The 16506-nt window shown below is 34.8% G+C and carries 15 protein-coding genes; 3 read left to right on the top strand and 12 right to left on the bottom strand.

Features of this window, described 5'->3' with window-relative positions; translation table 11 throughout:
• Positions 1-199: 199 nt before the first annotated feature.
• Positions 200-2392 (bottom strand): DNA helicase RecQ, encoded by a 2193-nt coding sequence (gene recQ / locus ACJJVN_RS04580; RefSeq protein WP_405369547.1) that lies wholly within the window; start codon positions 2390-2392, stop codon positions 200-202.
• 86 nt (positions 2393-2478) lie between these two features.
• Here recQ and ACJJVN_RS04575 point away from each other — a divergent pair, with 86 nt between their 5' ends.
• Genes ACJJVN_RS04575 through ACJJVN_RS04565 form a run of 3 tightly spaced genes read left to right on the top strand, consistent with a single transcriptional unit; the run spans position 2479 to position 4650 of the window.
• Positions 2479-3444, top strand: a complete 966-nt coding sequence (locus ACJJVN_RS04575; RefSeq protein ID WP_405377286.1) for an SIS domain-containing protein — start codon at positions 2479-2481, stop codon at positions 3442-3444.
• Between the two features lie 2 nt (positions 3445-3446).
• Positions 3447-4283 (top strand): twin-arginine translocase subunit TatC, encoded by an 837-nt coding sequence (gene tatC, locus ACJJVN_RS04570; RefSeq protein ID WP_104515511.1) that lies wholly within the window; start codon positions 3447-3449, stop codon positions 4281-4283.
• A gap of 4 nt (positions 4284-4287) precedes the next feature.
• Positions 4288-4650, top strand: a complete 363-nt coding sequence (locus tag ACJJVN_RS04565) for a carboxymuconolactone decarboxylase family protein (protein ID WP_104515512.1) — start codon at positions 4288-4290, stop codon at positions 4648-4650.
• 82 nt (positions 4651-4732) lie between these two features.
• Here the strand turns inward: ACJJVN_RS04565 and ACJJVN_RS04560 are convergent, their stop codons facing one another.
• From ACJJVN_RS04560 to ACJJVN_RS04510, 11 genes are all read right to left on the bottom strand, one after another.
• Complete coding sequence (locus ACJJVN_RS04560; RefSeq protein ID WP_405377285.1) at positions 4733-5803, bottom strand: glycosyltransferase; 1071 nt, start codon at positions 5801-5803, stop codon at positions 4733-4735.
• Positions 5800-6945, bottom strand: coding sequence for a glycosyltransferase family 4 protein (locus ACJJVN_RS04555; RefSeq protein WP_405377284.1), 1146 nt, complete (start codon positions 6943-6945; stop codon positions 5800-5802). The genes ACJJVN_RS04560 and ACJJVN_RS04555 overlap by 4 nt, the downstream gene beginning before the upstream one ends.
• Positions 6942-7490 carry a serine O-acetyltransferase gene (locus tag ACJJVN_RS04550; RefSeq protein WP_405377283.1) on the bottom strand — a complete coding sequence of 183 codons (549 nt, stop codon included), beginning with the start codon at positions 7488-7490 and terminating at the stop codon, positions 6942-6944. Before ACJJVN_RS04550 ends, ACJJVN_RS04555 begins: the two co-directional genes overlap by 4 nt.
• Positions 7490-8479 carry a glycosyltransferase family 2 protein gene (locus ACJJVN_RS04545; RefSeq protein WP_405377282.1) on the bottom strand — a complete coding sequence of 330 codons (990 nt, stop codon included), beginning with the start codon at positions 8477-8479 and terminating at the stop codon, positions 7490-7492. The genes ACJJVN_RS04550 and ACJJVN_RS04545 overlap by 1 nt, the downstream gene beginning before the upstream one ends.
• Position 8480: 1 nt before the next feature.
• Entirely contained in the window at positions 8481-9458 is a 978-nt protein-coding gene (locus ACJJVN_RS04540; RefSeq protein WP_405377281.1) for an exostosin family protein, read from the bottom strand.
• A gap of 61 nt (positions 9459-9519) precedes the next feature.
• The gene (locus ACJJVN_RS04535) at positions 9520-10299 is read right to left on the bottom strand and encodes a glycosyltransferase family 2 protein (protein WP_405377280.1); all 780 of its coding nucleotides are present in this window, start codon (positions 10297-10299) and stop codon (positions 9520-9522) included.
• Positions 10300-10301: 2 nt separating this feature from the next.
• A complete protein-coding gene (locus ACJJVN_RS04530; protein WP_405377279.1) occupies positions 10302-11798 on the bottom strand; it encodes a glycosyltransferase family 2 protein in 1497 nt (498 codons plus the stop codon).
• Positions 11795-12961 carry a glycosyltransferase family 4 protein gene (locus ACJJVN_RS04525; protein WP_405377278.1) on the bottom strand — a complete coding sequence of 389 codons (1167 nt, stop codon included), beginning with the start codon at positions 12959-12961 and terminating at the stop codon, positions 11795-11797. Before ACJJVN_RS04525 ends, ACJJVN_RS04530 begins: the two co-directional genes overlap by 4 nt.
• A complete protein-coding gene (locus tag ACJJVN_RS04520; RefSeq protein ID WP_405377277.1) occupies positions 12928-14340 on the bottom strand; it encodes a UDP-glycosyltransferase in 1413 nt (470 codons plus the stop codon). The genes ACJJVN_RS04525 and ACJJVN_RS04520 overlap by 34 nt, the downstream gene beginning before the upstream one ends.
• Positions 14321-15460, bottom strand: coding sequence for a UDP-N-acetylglucosamine 2-epimerase (gene neuC, locus ACJJVN_RS04515; RefSeq protein WP_405377276.1), 1140 nt, complete (start codon positions 15458-15460; stop codon positions 14321-14323). Before neuC ends, ACJJVN_RS04520 begins: the two co-directional genes overlap by 20 nt.
• The gene (locus ACJJVN_RS04510; protein WP_405377275.1) at positions 15457-16503 is read right to left on the bottom strand and encodes an N-acetylneuraminate synthase family protein; all 1047 of its coding nucleotides are present in this window, start codon (positions 16501-16503) and stop codon (positions 15457-15459) included. Before ACJJVN_RS04510 ends, neuC begins: the two co-directional genes overlap by 4 nt.
• Positions 16504-16506: the final 3 nt, after the last annotated feature.

Below are 16506 nucleotides of genomic sequence, written 5' to 3'. Positions count from 1 at the left end.
AGAGCCGTGCCATTTACTAAAACTTTTTAGAAATCAAATCAGATAAGAATATAACTTATTGATAATGTATCTATTAATTCCGCTTTCGCGAAAGCGGAATTAATAAAAAAAACCCACTAAGAATAAATTTCCTTAATGGGTTTCTAATGATAAATGTATTTTTAAAAGCGTCTATCTATATAACATAAAGATGTACTAATTAATTAGCTACTTCACTTATAAAGCGCAATCTATAAAGTCTTATTTCTTCTTCTTCATAATCGCCATCAAATTCTTCTACAGCTGCGTCTATTTTATCAGACTCTGACTCTATAAAATATTCATGCAATTCTTCTTGTTGATCTTCGTCCAGCATTTCATCAATCCAGTAACCTACATTAAGTTTTGTACCGCTGTAAACGATACTCTCTAGCTCGTTGATTAATTGATCCATGTCCATGCCTTTTGCACTGGCCATATCGTCAAAACTAAGTTTGCGATCTATACTAGTAATAAAGTATAGTTTATTACCAGATTTTGCACCAGTACTTTTAATTACTAGATCATCTGGTCTAGTAATATCATTATCATCTACATATGTGGATATTAGTTCTACAAAAGGTTTTCCATATTTTTTTGCTTTACCTTCTCCTACACCATGAATATTTGCCATTTCTTCCATATTCACAGGATACTTAGTAGCCATATCTTCTAAAGATGGATCTTGAAATACAATATATGGAGGTACATTCTTTTGCTTAGCTACTTTTTTACGCAGGTCTTTTAAAAACTTAACTAATTGTGCATCTACTGCGCCACCCTTTGCAGCACCTACTATTTGATCTGAAGACGCATTATAAGTATGATCATCGCTCATCATGAAAGTCTTCCCAGACTTAATAAACTCACGACCAGCATCTAGCACTTTTAAAGTACCATAAGTTTCTATATCTTTTTTAATAAGTCTAGCCACTAGAACCTGACGTATTAAGGCGGTCCAATAAGCTTTATCTTTATCCTTACCACTACCAAAGTACCCTTGTTGATCTACCTTATGGCTAGAAATCATGGCGTTATTTTTCCCCATCAGGATACTAACTATGTCCTTTGATTTATAGCGCTCACCAGCATCACCTATTAATTGAACTAATTTTTTAACCTCTTCTACTGCTTCTTTTTGTGGTTTAGGATTGCGCATGTTGTCATCCATATCACCACCAGCACCAGTAGCTGGATCAAATTTCTCACCAAAATAGTGGAGAATATACTGTCTACGACTCATGCTGGTTTCAGAATACCCTACCATTTCTTGTAGTAACGCATGACCTATCTCTTGCTCTGCAATAGGTTTACCTGACATGAATTTCTCTAATTTTTCTATATCTTTATATGCATAGTAAGCTAGACAGTGACCTTCACCACCATCACGACCAGCACGACCAGTTTCTTGATAATACGACTCTATACTTTTAGGTATATCGTGGTGTATCACAAAACGTACATCTGGTTTATCTATTCCCATACCGAATGCAATGGTAGCAACCACCACATCAGTATCTTCCATTAAGAACATGTCTTGATGCAGGACTCTAGTTTTAGAATCTAAACCAGCGTGATAAGGAACTGCTTTTATACCATTCACTTGTAATACTTGTGCAAGTTCTTCTACTCGTTTACGAGATAAACAATAAACGATACCAGATTTACCCTCATTTTGTTTGATAAAACGAGTAATATCTGCATCTACCGTAGCGGTTTTAGGACGCACTTCATAAAAAAGATTAGGCCTATTAAACGACGCTTTAAAGGTAGTAGCCTTTGTAATCTGTAAGTTTTTAAGAATATCTTCTTGCACTTTAGGCGTAGCAGTTGCGGTAAGACCTATGATAGGAATATCTTTTCCTATGCGATCTATAATCCTGCGCAAGTTTCTATATTCAGGACGGAAATCGTGTCCCCATTCACTGATACAGTGCGCCTCATCCACAGCAAGAAAAGAAATCGTTTGCTCTTTTAAGAACTCTACATATTCTTCTTTGGTAAGTGATTCTGGTGCGACGTATAACAATTTTGTAATTCCACTAGTAATGTCATCTTTTACTCGCTGCACATCACCCTTTGATAAAGAAGAGTTTAATACATGAGCAACACCATCATGATCAGAAACACCACGTATAGCATCTACCTGATTCTTCATTAATGCAATAAGAGGTGAGACCACGATAGCGGTACCTTCTTGCATTAATGCTGGTAGTTGATAGCATAGTGATTTACCACCACCGGTGGGCATGATCACAAAAACATCTTCCTTATTTAATAAGGAGGTTATTACTTTCTTTTGCAATCCTCTAAATTGCCCGAATCCAAAATATTTCTTTAGATTTTCTTCTAATCCTATCTGCGTATCTGCCATGCGGCTGCTGCGTTTTTGTTTATCTTTGTAAGCTAAATTTACGATATAATTTGCTTATCGCAAATTATAGTTAAAAGTAATCAAGTTTGGATCAAGAAAATAAAGTATTAGAAGTTGCGAGGAGAACAATTCGCATTGAAGCACAAGCTATTACAGATCTTGTAGATGGAATCGATTCCGCTTTCGCGAAAGCGGTATTACACATACATCACTCAAAAGGTCGAGTAATTATCACTGGAATAGGTAAAAGTGCCATAATTGCGCAGAAAATAGTTGCCACAATGAACTCTACAGGTACGCCTGCGATTTTCATGCATGCTGCAGATGCTATTCATGGAGATTTAGGTATCGTACAAGATAATGATGTGGTGATCTGTATTTCAAAAAGTGGAAATACTCCAGAAATTAAGGTTTTAGTGCCGCTCATTAAAAACTTCAATAATAAATTAATTGCTATTACTAGTCATAAAGATTCTTTTCTAGGTCTAGAAGCAGACTATGTATTGCACGCTCCTATTAAAGAAGAGGCGTGCCCTAATGGTCTTGCTCCTACTACTAGCACAACCGCACAACTGGTTATAGGTGATGCACTTTCTGTTAGTTTATTAGAACTAAAAGGTTTTACCGACAAAGATTTTGCTAAGTACCACCCTGGTGGCGCACTAGGTAAAAAACTGTATTTAAGAGTGCAGGGAATTATAGACGGTAATAAAAAACCAGAGGTAAGTAGAAGCACATCGTTAAGAGATGTTATTGTAAACATATCAGAAAACATGCTGGGCATGACCGTAGTTACAGAAAACAATAATGCAATAGGTATTATTACAGATGGTGATTTAAGACGTATGCTTTCTAGCGGTAAGAATATAGACGATCTAGTTGCGAGCGATATTATGAGTAGTAATCCTAAAACTATTACTGCAGACTCGATGGCCGTACAGGCTCGCGAATTAATGGAAGAAAAAAACATCTCTCAATTAATTGCTGTAGATGATAAAGGATATGCTGGTGTCGTGCATATACACGATTTAATTAGAGAAGGAATCGTATAGTCATGGCTCGTAAAAATCTAGACCCTAATAACATGTCATTTTTAGATCACGTAGAAGAACTGCGCTGGTGTTTGATACGTTCTATAGTCGGTATTCTGGCAGGTGCTATAATAGCTGGTGTCTTTACTGACTTTATTTTTGACACGATTATCTTCGGTCCTAAGAGAGGTACCTTTGTTACTTATGAATTCTTTTGTGAATTTGGGAATTACTTTGGAGTAGTTAGTGATTTTTGTAATCCTGACTTTAACTTTAAAGTACAGTCCAAAGAAATGTCTGACGAGTTTTCTACTCACATATGGACTTCTATTCTTGTAGGTTTTATAGTCGCTTTTCCATGGGTACTTTACCAAGTATGGAAATTTATATCGCCTGGATTAAAAGCTAGTGAAAAGAAGTACAGCAGTGGTTTTATAATCGTTTGTTCTTTGCTCTTCTTTATAGGGGTGACTTTTGGGTATTTTGTCATAGCACCATTATCAGTTCATTTTATGATGACTTATAATTTGAGCCCAGAAATATCTACAGAGCCTAGTTTATCTAGTTATATAGGCTATATAAGAGCTTCTATATTATCTTCGGGACTATTATTTGAACTACCGGTAATTATTTATTTCCTTACTAAAATAGGACTAGCAACACCTGCTGGTTTAAGAAAAAATAGAAAATTTGCTCTAGTTATAGTCCTTATAGTTGCTGCAGTAATAACACCACCAGATGTGGCTAGTCAAATAATAGTTGCCATACCTGTGTTAATTTTATATGAAATGAGCATTTTCATATCTAAATTTGTCCTCTACCGTCAGGAAAAAAGAAATAAGAAATTAGGTACCCCTTAAAATTATGAGCAATCAAGTAGAAGAATTCAATGCGTATCGTGAGAAAATGAACGATGCCATTCTTGAAGACAATAATAAAATTATAAAACGCATCTTTAATCTAGATACCAATGCTTTTACAGCAGGTAAACTAGATAAGAGAACAAAGGAATTACTAGGTCTAGTAGCTAGTACTGTTTTAAGATGTGACGACTGTGTAAAGTACCATCTAGAAGCTAGTCATAAAGAAGGAATTTCTAAAGAAGAAGTGGTAGAAGCTCTTTCTATAGCTACTCTAGTAGGTGGTACAATTGTAATACCTCACTTGCGTCGTGCCTATGAATACTGGGATGCTGTAGAAGAAAAAGCTGCCTCAGAGAAAGCTTAAATCAATTCAACATCACACAGATACTATGTTAGAACTTTTTAGTTTTAGAAAGATCTAACATAGTTTTTTTTATGGCCTAAAATCAAGCGCTCTGATAAATGCTTACTAGCTTATTTATATAACGCTTGCTCCCATATTGATCCATCACATGATTGTGAAACTTTGTAGCATAATCTTCTCGCTGTATTTTATTATCAATCAACTTTAAAATAGCTGCTGACAGCAATTGAGCATTTTCTGACTCTACAACTATTCCATAATCAGCAACGACTTCTTTACACGCTCCTACATCGGTCACTACCACTGGTAAATGATGCAGGCCGTATTCTAATAATGCTACTGGTAAACCTTCTGATTGAGAAGAAAGAACCGCTATATCACACGTGTTTAAAACGGCTCCTACATCTGCTCGAGAACCTAAAAGAAACACGTGATCCTTGAGATCTCTTTGTTCTATCGCTTGCTTTATCCTTAAAGAATAATCATCATTAAAATCTTGACCACATAAATGCAAGCTCCACTCTGGACACTCCTTTTTAAGAACTTCAAAAGCTTTTAATAAATTTAAATGATCTTTTTGTTCTCTTAGGTTGGCCAGACAGACGATTCTCTTATTCTCTCTACCAGCTAGTGGTGTTTGCAATTCTTGATTAAAAGTAGCCGTTGCAAAATTTTCTAAATACGTTACCGACTCACATTTCAACTCTTTTAAAGCCCAAGCTTTTAAAAGCTTATTTACACTTATCACCTGATTAAAATACCCAGATAAAAACCTCAACACTTTTAACGGTCGTGCTTCTAGTTGATTTGCTTTACCATAATGGTCGTGCCAGATCAATTTAGGTTTATTTTTTAATAAAAATAGCACTACTACCGCAGTAAATGCAGATGTACTGTGAGCATGAACTAGTTCTATTTGATGTTCTTTAATATATCTTTTCAGCTTACTTAAAGCTACCCATCCTAGTTTCCCCTTTTTTTCTATAAATATATATCCGACTTCTTTACTTATAGCCGTTTTAAGAAGACCTTCTTTCCTTGTAACACACAAATGAGATTCATGTCCAGCTGCTTGCAACTCGTTTGCTATATTAACCGCCATACGCTCTGCACCACCAGCATCAAGACTATCTATGATTTGAAGTACTTTCATGAATGGATCAATTTAACTATTTCATGTTCAAACTTTTCAATGGTATACTCTTGAGACCAGGCCAGAGCATTTTGTGACATAACAGCCATTGCCTCAGGTTTACTTATTAGTTTTTTAATATCAAAAACTACCTGCTCTTTATTATTATAAATCAACCCTCTAGAGCCTATCTGTTCAAAACTGTCGTTTTCATAAGTTAGTTTTTCACCTATTCCAAGCATCCACGGTACGCAGCTTACTGGTGTCGCGATAGGTATACATCCATACCACATAGATTCTGCCACGGCTTTGGGCCAGCCTTCACTTTGAGACGCTAGAAAAGAAAAATGAGCCTTTTTATAAGCCGATTTAAGAACCTCGCTATTTTGGTTTCCATAAAAATAACATGGTGTAGAATGAGAATCGGTCCTAGTTTTTAACTCTTCCATCATGGGACCATCACCATAAAAATGAGCTTGTACCGCAATACCTTCTTTATGAAATTGCTCCATAAGTTCTACTAACAATTGCGGATTCTTATTTTGAGAAAGTGTTCCTACGAAAATGAATTGGTACGGCTCATTAAGTTCTTTTGAAAAACCGCCCTTATCGCTTTCTGAATAAGTAGCCGTAAAAAATGATTTTATATTTTTAGTCTGTCCTGGCCATTCTCCATAAACCAGAACGTCTATATTTTTAGTTAACGTGGTGTTGGAAAGTATTTTCTTTTGCCACCTGTAAGATAATGGTTGTGCTGCATGAGAATCAAAATTCCCAGCATATTTAACCGTTTTACGCTTTCGCGGAAGCGTAACCTGTATCATACTAGCTAGTAAAGCAAGATTACCTGGGCATCTTAGATGAATATGATCTGCCTTGCGCATGGCATTCCATAACACTATGGCTTGGTATGGAATCGTGATTAACGATATGAATGCCGAAAGTAATGTGTGAAATTCTAGTCTACGTAAACCTATTTGTTTGAAATCTTGTTTTTTGAAAGGCTGTGTCAGCAGCTTGCGATCATACTTTGTAGGACATACGAAAGAAACATCACTGGCATGTTGCATCCATAAATCCATTTCCTTTACATAAGGTGCATACGCTTCTTTCTTAGCAGAATTACTTAAAATAGGTGCGTCAGATATAATGAGTAATCTCATAAAATATAATCAGCTGAATCGTTATCACTTACTTTAATTGCCGGCACACCTACCACAGTGGTTCCCGCAACAACGTCTTTAACTACAAGACTATTGGCTCCTATCACCGCTTTATCTCCTACTTTTATTTTCCCAACTACCGTTGCATTTGCACCTATATAAACACGATCACCTATTACAGGAACTCCACGATTATCTCCACGACCACTTATACCTATGGTTACCCCTTGAGATATGTTACAATTCTTGCCTATAACAGCATTTGCGTTAATTACAATACCAGAATGATGGCCTATATAAAAACCTTCTCCTATGGTTGCACTATATGGAATGGTTATCCCTGTTAAGATTTCTATGGCTTTTAATTTGAGAACTCCTATAGCCAATAGTGGCCATTTTAATATTTTAGGCAGCTTAGATGTATAAATCCAATTAAAAAAACGATACTGTAGTAACGCCCATAATCCTTGCTGAGTCAACAACATGACTAAAGCAGACTTACCACTGTAATCTGTATACCGTTTGATGTCTTTTGAAAACTTCATTATCTAGGTTTCTTAAATAACAGACTTATAATTCCTACTGTTCTTCCTATAGATTCTGTAAACGCTTCTTTGCGCTCGCTCGTAGTAAAGATATTGAGAAATCTAATACCAGTAAGCAATACGGTGATTTGATACCACTTGAGTTTGTTTTTAAAAGATGGTTCAGGATGTTTTACTCGCCATACATACCAGCCATTACGGACCACCATTTTACCGTAGGCATATTTATTAGGTCTTCCTGCTGCGTCGTGATGGTGTTCTAACTTCACACTCGTCGAGAGATAATTTTGCCCGTATTGTAATGCTCTCAGAGAATAATCTGCATCTTCATAGAGACCATATCCTTCAAAATAGGTAGAGAATTTTATAGAATCCACCACTTTTTTTCTAAAAGACATACTCATTCCCACTAATAAATCAACTGGATAGTTATCACCTGTTAATGGATAAGAAAAAGTTCTACCATGTGAGTATGCTGGCATGAGGCTAGGCAACACATTAGACGCAAGACCTAGTTTATTACGCAATACATTACGAGAAGATTCTTTAACTACATAATTTTCTAAAGTGTAAAAAGCATTCTTATCGTATTCTTTATTTTCTTTAGGCTGCCATCTATTTTCATTAGTTGCTACACCACCTATTCCTGATGCATCTGGCAAACTTTCATAAGCCTTGATAAGATTAGAGAAATATTCCTTTTCTAAAATGGTGTCATCATCAAGAAACGCAACAATATCCATACCTGACGCCACTTTATTTATTCCAAAATTGCGTTGTCTCGTGAGTCCACGATGTTCGGTTGATACTTTGTGATAATGTATGATATTATTTCCGCTTTCGCGAAAGCGTGCACTAGTATCATCATTAGTAGAACTATCGATAATCAATACCTCATCTGGTAATTTAGATTGTATCATCACACTATCCATTAACCTTGACAAAGGCTCTGGTCTCATGTAGGTGCAAAGGATAAGGGACACTTTCATATTACAATATCGATTTTAAAATAGGATGAATTTCACAAAGATAAGCGTGTCTATTCAGGTATCTCTCATATAACCTACGATTGCTATTTTGTAATTCTATGAACGATTCTCGATCATGAGAAGTATGAAATCTAGTTATCGCATCTGTAAGATTTTCTTCTGTACTAACACGACATATATGTTTATCCCAATTTATGATTCCTTCTAGCGGTAATTGCACGTCCGTATCTATTAATATAGGTATTCTTCCCAATGCAAGGGATTCAAAAAATCGAACTGAAAAATTACCTGCACCACGCAAGCAAAAAGTATACGGAGAGCTATTTAAATTTTCGAAAAACTCACGAGTAGATTTTTCTCTTTGTTCTACTGTTATTGAACCAGCTCTGTATTTATCTCTGTATATAAAATCTGTTTTTATACCTGTAGACCTTTCCAACTTTTGAAGATAGCTGAATCTTTTACCAGCTGCATTGTACACTTTTTGGTAGTCGCTATCTTCTTGTTTAATCAACCTCTTGAGGTTAGTTTTTAACGTTGACAAATTGATTCTAACCTGCTCTTTAAAACTAGCCGTGGCAAAACCGGTAAATGAAACGTGTGGAACTATTTTATATTCTAATAATTTAAAATCTATGAAACCCTTTTCTAATGGATCGCTCATAAAAGCAGGTAGAATAAGTGTATTCTCATCATTAGACCTCTTAAAACCAGCGTTACGCCATGTAATAATATTAGGATCATTAAATGTTTTACCATAATCTCCTCCTGTATACACTAAGAGCTTTTTATTTTGAGATTTGGCTAATTGATATAAAGAATTAAAATGAGATTCATATCGCTTTTCATTAATTGTTAAATAATTTACAGGAAAAATAAATACATCTGCTTGTTCTGGTATTAGAACTATCTCATAATGTTTGAAAACAGATTCTTGCGCGTGTTCATAATAATGTAAGTCAAAAAGTAAGGGATGCACTTGCTTCCTATTTTCAGGTATTAGCAATTCTTTATATGTAAATAATCTGATTATCACTTAATTAAGATTTTCTTTGGTTTTTGTAGGTTATCAATCCTCTTTTCTGATCACTATAAAGTATCCATTCAAAGTAAAGTCTCGTCACTCTTAAAAATCGAATAACCTTTTTGTTCATATTTATACTAATAGGTTTATGACCTACTTCATTAACCATGACAGAATTACTATTTTGCAAAACACTAGCATAAGATTTGTACGTCATACCTATTCTTGTTTTAGCATGAGCTAATCTTATCGCATATTCTGTTTCTCCGTAACCGCCAGATGTGTTTTCTAGATAAAGTCCATTTTTTCTAAAAAAATCATTCTTTACTAAAAATGGATGATCACTATATCTATATGGGTTTGTCAAAAAATTACACCAAGAAAAAGTTGGTATAATTGATAGATCAGTATCTAATTCAATCATCTTTTTAAAGCTGATATAAGTTTTTAGTCTAAGCATTTCCACAATATCTCTATCCAATACTTCTAGAAACAGATTCAATTTAAATTTTAAATCTAGATTTAAAATAAAATCTTCTTGACAGTAAAGAATATACTTTCCTCTACATTGTGTTATACCTCTATTTAAATTAGAAGCTAATCCTGTATTTTTATCAGCTAAGATTAATTGTGTGACCTTAAGGCCTTTTACTATTTCTAAATTTTCCGAAGAACTGAAATCATCACTAACCACTATTTCATCCTCTAAACATGCTATTTTATTTATTGCATTAACGCATTGTACTAAGTCATGTGGCCTATTATAATGTGTAATAAGAAAGCTTACTCTTATCATAATTAATTTATTTTATTTGCCCATTTTTGACTTGAGCTCCATGCTTGCTTATACTTTGCATAGTGTTTCCACGGAATCTTTGTTTCAAAAGCCCCATAGGTTTTAAAAAACTGCACCATTTTATAACCTAACAATTGCTTATGCGTATAATTTTTTTTGCGATAATACATAATTTGAGGAGAAGGCTTCGGCTGTACATCTTCTTTGTGCCATGGAAACACATGGGGTTTTCTGAATCCGCCTATAGGTGCTTTTAAATGCAAAATTTGAATTTGTGGTGCATAAATCACATCGTAACCAGCGTTACGTATTTGCATTCCGTAGTCCACATCTTCTCCGTAGCCATGTTCTAATGCCATGTCAAAATTACATTTCTCTAAAACTTCTCTATTAACAATAGAGCATCCAGAACCGAAAAAGGGCCACTGCTTGAAAGTTTTTTGCTTTTCGATTTCACCATTCTGGAGATAAGCCATATTGAGAACTCGTGCATTAGTTATCGATAAACTCTTAAAAATGCGTTCTAAAAGATTTTCTTCAAATCTATTATCATCATCAAAAAACAACGTCCATGTTGCTGAAGTTTTAGTCAATGCGATATTTCTGGCATTACATGCACCAGTTTGATGGATAAATTGATGATCGATTTGAAATGGCCACTCTTCATTTTTTAAATAATCTAAATCTGTGGTGGCCGTTGTGTCTCCATTTTGTTCTATTATAATAACTTTTACAGGTAAGACAGTTTGTACAGAGAGGTCTCTAAGAACATTTTTTAAATAAGATGCTCTTCCCATTGTTGGGATAATAACATCATAATCTGTCTCTATATTTCCAGTATCATTATTTTTTTGAATATCTAGAACGTCTACTTTAACTTCTTGTTTTTTGTGAAATAATGCTTTCGCGAAAGCGAGAAAAGGAAAACGTCTTTCATAAATCAAATGACATAATAACAAAAACAAGATCCAACCATTTTTTTTAGTTTGTGCTACAAACTTATATATCAATACATTTGAATTCTCTAGCGATTGATTTTTACACAAATTAGAATAACAAAAAAGTCCTTGAGATTGTAGAGTTCTAGTCAATAGATTTAAATCATATTCAAAATCACCCTGAGTTTTATCAAAATTAACCTTATTCAAAATTGAACTGTGAATCATTCCCAGTTCTATACTCATTACCCATGTAGGAAACCATTGATTTTCTTTAAAATTGATAAAAGGAGTATCTTCTACATAACCTATTCCTTTATTCAAAAATTCTGGTGCATTCCCTTTACTTAAAGCAGTATAATTAGTTGGTTTGTGATCATAAAAACTGTCCCACTGATCTAACTTTCTTTCTTTATCTGTCCACCCAATCCATTCATTAGGAAATCTAAAAGCTAAATATTTTAAATGCTCTACTGTAGAACCCTTAGTTAACGGAATATTGTTACCATTAAGTATAGCTCTATTATTATCTGTATTCTCTTGATGTATAAGTACAATCATGAATTCAAAACTAACTTATAAAATTCTATATTTTCAAGCGCATTCTTTTTAATATCAAATTTATTTTGAATTGTTTGGGTGGCTTTTTCTCCTAACCCTTTTACTAATTCTTTATTAGTAAACAACATAGATATAGTGTCTACATAGCTACCTATATCGTCTGGATGATGCATGTAACCATCTACACCATGATTAATTAAATCTTGTGCCCAGCCTATATCTGTATTTACTACTGCTTTTGATAATGCCATAGATTCTATCGTTACCATTCCTAAAGTTTCGGCAAGGGAAGGGAAAACACAAACATGCGCTTTAACAATTTGATCTTTAACCTGGTTATACGGTAATTTACCCAAGTATTCAATATTAGACCTTGCCTTATCAGTCATTTTTTCTTGCATCATTGCCCAGGTTGAAGAGTTACCTGTTAACACATCATTACTATCACCACCTATAAATAACAATTGTGCTTCTGGAAATTTTTCTACGATTCTATTAAAAACTTCTATCAATTGAAAGACTCCTTTCTTACGTATTAAGGTTCCTATATTTAAAAGGGTAAAAGGGGTGTAGACATCTGGTTCTTCATTTTTAAAATTCTCTAACTGTAAACCGTAAGGAATCACTTTTAATTTATCCATAGGAAGTTGAAACAACTTCATAGAGACCTCACCTGCAAAATTTGTAGGTGCTATAAAAGCTTTTGCTTTACTAACTGCATTTTTCTCAAAAAAATTATTTTTAATTTTTTGAGCTCGTTTTTCTATGTGACAAAAATAAGTATCACTACCATGAAATCTTATAATTAAAGGCAGTCGTAACTTCATAAAAGCAGTGATTCCTGTCCAGTCCGGCGCTTCTAGTAATTCTATGCTACCTTTATTCATATTGATATATTTTTCAATATGTTTTCGATAAAAATAAAAACCACCTAGTTGATACTTCTTTTGTGCTATTAAATGAAAGGTGATTTTATGATCTACAAACACCATATCTACCGGCTGACCATAAACAAATACCGTTATCTCATGCCCTAATTCTGCTAGTGCTTCTACGAGGTTTTTTATACTCGTACCCATGCCACCACCATTGCTGATTTTTTCATGAGGGTATTCTGGTGTTAAGTAAGCTATGTGCATATCATCTCCTTTATCCCACTCCATATACGCTCACTAGCTTTTTCTGGAGACTCTGGATGGTTCACGACCTCAAACCAATCATTAGATTCTACTACAGATGATATTTTTTGATCCAACAGATCTTTAATACACTCATAGATCTCACTTTTACTCTTTGCCCAAATTACTGCTTTCTCAACATCTGGCATAGATCTAAAATGCACATATTCATACACATGTTTTATATTACTTAAACTAGGTGTTAATTGTGGTTGCTCATAATTAGGATAAATGCATGATTTACCATGTATGGCAAAATCAAATACCATAGAAGACGCTATGTTCACAACAAACTCACTATGGAAACAAGTATTTACCAGTCGTTCAAAATCTTCTTTTGTGGGCATGATTTGATTCCACTCTTTACCTACCGGTTTCCATAACGGCTCAATGCTAGTAATGACATCTTTATATTTCTCTAATACGGCATCATACCTTCCTGTAAAATCAACAGGCACTTTACGATAAATAATTCCTAGGTTATACCCTTCAGAATTCAATTTCTCCACCGCTTGTGCGCAGTCTTCTAGATAATATTGATCTAATGGCGACGTTGTATAATCATCTCCAGAAAAACAGAAATATCTTTTATGAAGATCTAAAGAATGATCTTTAAAAAAGGCCTCCTTAGTTTTTATTATACCCTCATTATAATGAGGTTCAAATTGTGGTGTTCCTGTTATATGTATGGCAGCATTCTTAGTTTCTGGATAATACTCCAGCAATTCCTTCTTCATTAATTCTGACCAGACATAATAAGCATCGGTAGTAATGGTCGACATTCCTTTGGGTAGATTATCCCAACTATACACCCACGTAGCCGTTTTAATACCTAAATCTTTTGCTGCAAGTATAGGCGCTATTCCCATAGTTGCCCGTTGTGTCGTAGAAAAAACCATTACCGGCTCATGTTCTTCTAGCTGACTCTTTAATTCCTTATAACGATCAGTAGAACGTTCTTTGTCATCGATTTTAATCAATAACTTTTCTAGCCCACTTTTTGAAGATCTAAAATTTTGATAATAAAGAACTATTAGATTTTTAAGCCCTTCTTTAATTCCTTTCCAGCGTAATGGAAATTTGTATGTATCGTAGACTTTATCATTAGTTCGCTTTCGCGAAAGCGATAACTCCACACGTTTTCTTGCACGAGATAAAACACCTGTTAAAGGATGAAGTCCTGCATTAGAAATCACCACTTCTTTAAATCCCAACTCTTCCTGAAGTGGGAATATGGTGTTGTTCCAGAACACAACCTCAAAACCCATTTGCTCACCAATTTCTTTAAAATCAGTAAAAGCAAAATTCCTTAACCCCACCCCATCTGGTAGAAGTACAAATATCTTAGGCTTGTGGTCTGACATCTAGAAACTGTTTTTGATGGTTTAAATTCCATAAATCATCACTTTCTAGCGATTCCTTAAAAAGTGTTGCACTATTCCCTGAGCCAAATGTATTTTCGATTTCAAAACGCTCTTCTGGCAGGTTTACAATCGCCTGTAAAATTTCTTTTTTATCGGCATTTACATTAATCACTGCACTAGAAGTAACTCTATTTAACTGTCTTGATCCAATGTTTATGGACGGTATTCCATAATACGGTGCTTCTCGCACACCTGCACTGCTATTACCTATCATAAAAGAGGCATATTTAAGCGCTACTAGAAAATATTCAAATCTTAAAGAAGGTAGTATTCTAAATTGTTTATGAGACGCTATACTTTTCCAAGCATCTAGTATAATACTAGAACCGTGATCGTTATTAGGGTAAATGATTAAATAATTCTTACCAGATTCTATCATAGCATCTCTTAATGCATAGATTTGATCTTTTAATAAATCAACCTCGGTAGTTACTGGATGAAACATGCATATCGCATATTCTTTAAAATCGATGTCATAATAATTCTTCACTTCTTCTAGATCTGGAAGTTGATCTGAGAACATGATATCGACATCTGGAGAACCTATTACAGAAATTGCTTGTGGTAATTCCCCCATTTGCATCAGTCTGTTTTTTGCTTCTATGTTAGACACATAATGTACATGACAAAGCTTTGAAACCGCATGACGTATCAATTCGTCTATAGTACCGCTTAATTCTCCACCTTCTATATGAGCTACTAAAATATTATTCAAAGCTCCTACAGTTGCTGCTGCCAGCGCCTCTACTCTATCTCCATGAACGACTATTAAATCTGGCTCTACCTCTTTTACATAAGCACTAAAACCTTCTATAGTTTTAGCCAGTGTAAGATCCATCGTATTCTCACTTGTAAAGTTCTCAAATCGATAAAGATGAGGGAAATTACATCGTTCTATCTCTACAATCGTATCGCCATAAATAGGAATTAGATGCATACCAGTTGCAAATACATAGGGATCAAAACCATCGTGCTCCACAAGCATTTGAATCAAGGATTTTATTTTGCCAAAATCTGCTCGAGTACCTGTAAGAAATGCTATTTTTTTTATTCCTATCATGAAAGCTCTACATCACTTTTAAGCAACTGACTATCTATCTCTATATCTCTAAGAGCAACCTGACCTAAAACCTGATCATAATCTACTGCTAGTATTTCTCCTGTACCTGGTCTTTTCACCCAAATATTATCTTTAGAAAAAGCCTCTCCTTTTTTAATAGGTTGTATAGCACATACGGTTGCAAAGGCAAAATCTATAGTCACTTGCTCTTCGGCAGCTGGTTCTTTTGTCCCACCACGCATTTGTTGTAGTAACGCACTTCCTTCTATTAATTCTTTGGTTTCTTTCTCGTCCATAGAACACACTATATCTGGACCTGTGCGCTGCATGTGGTCTGTAAAGTGTCTTTCTAAAATAGATGCTCCTAACGCTACAGCACCAAAACACGCTAGATTAGAAACTGTATGATCTGACAGTCCAAAAACCAAATCTGGAAAAGCCTCATGCATCTCTACCATTGCTCCATAACGTACGAGATGTGCTGGTGTTGGATATAAATTGGTTGTATGTAAAATCGCTAGTGGTACGTTGTGTTTTTTAAATATAGCAACCGCTTTAGAAACACTCTCTATGGTATTCATTCCTGTACTGAGAATCACAGGTTTTTGAAAACTAGCGATATGTTCTAGTAAAGGATAATTATTACACTCACCACTACCTATTTTATAGCCTTCTACATCCATAGATTGCAATCTATTTGCAGCTGCTCTAGAAAAAGGGGTTGATATAAAGATCATTCCTTTTTCTTCTACATAGGCTTTTAATGCTCTTTCATCTTCTTCATTAAGAGCACAACGCTCCATTATTTCATAGATAGAAACGTCTGCATTACCTGGTATCACTTTCTTTGCAGCACCAGTCATCTCATCTTCTACGATATGCGTTTGGTGTTTAAGAACCTCTACACCAGCTCTCGCTGCTGCGTCTACCATTTCTTTTGCAGCTGTTAAGCTACCTTCATGGTTAATACCTAATTCTGCGATCACTAATGGTGGATAATCTGGACCTATTTTACGTCCTGCTATTTCTATAAATGGATTCATAGT

This window comes from Nonlabens sp. Asnod3-A02, from assembly GCF_045063755.1.
In the GTDB taxonomy this organism is placed as follows: Bacteria; Bacteroidota; Bacteroidia; order Flavobacteriales; family Flavobacteriaceae; genus Nonlabens; species Nonlabens xylanidelens.
Note: the sequence above shows the minus strand (reverse complement) of the source record. Positions and strands in the feature narration are given on the sequence as shown.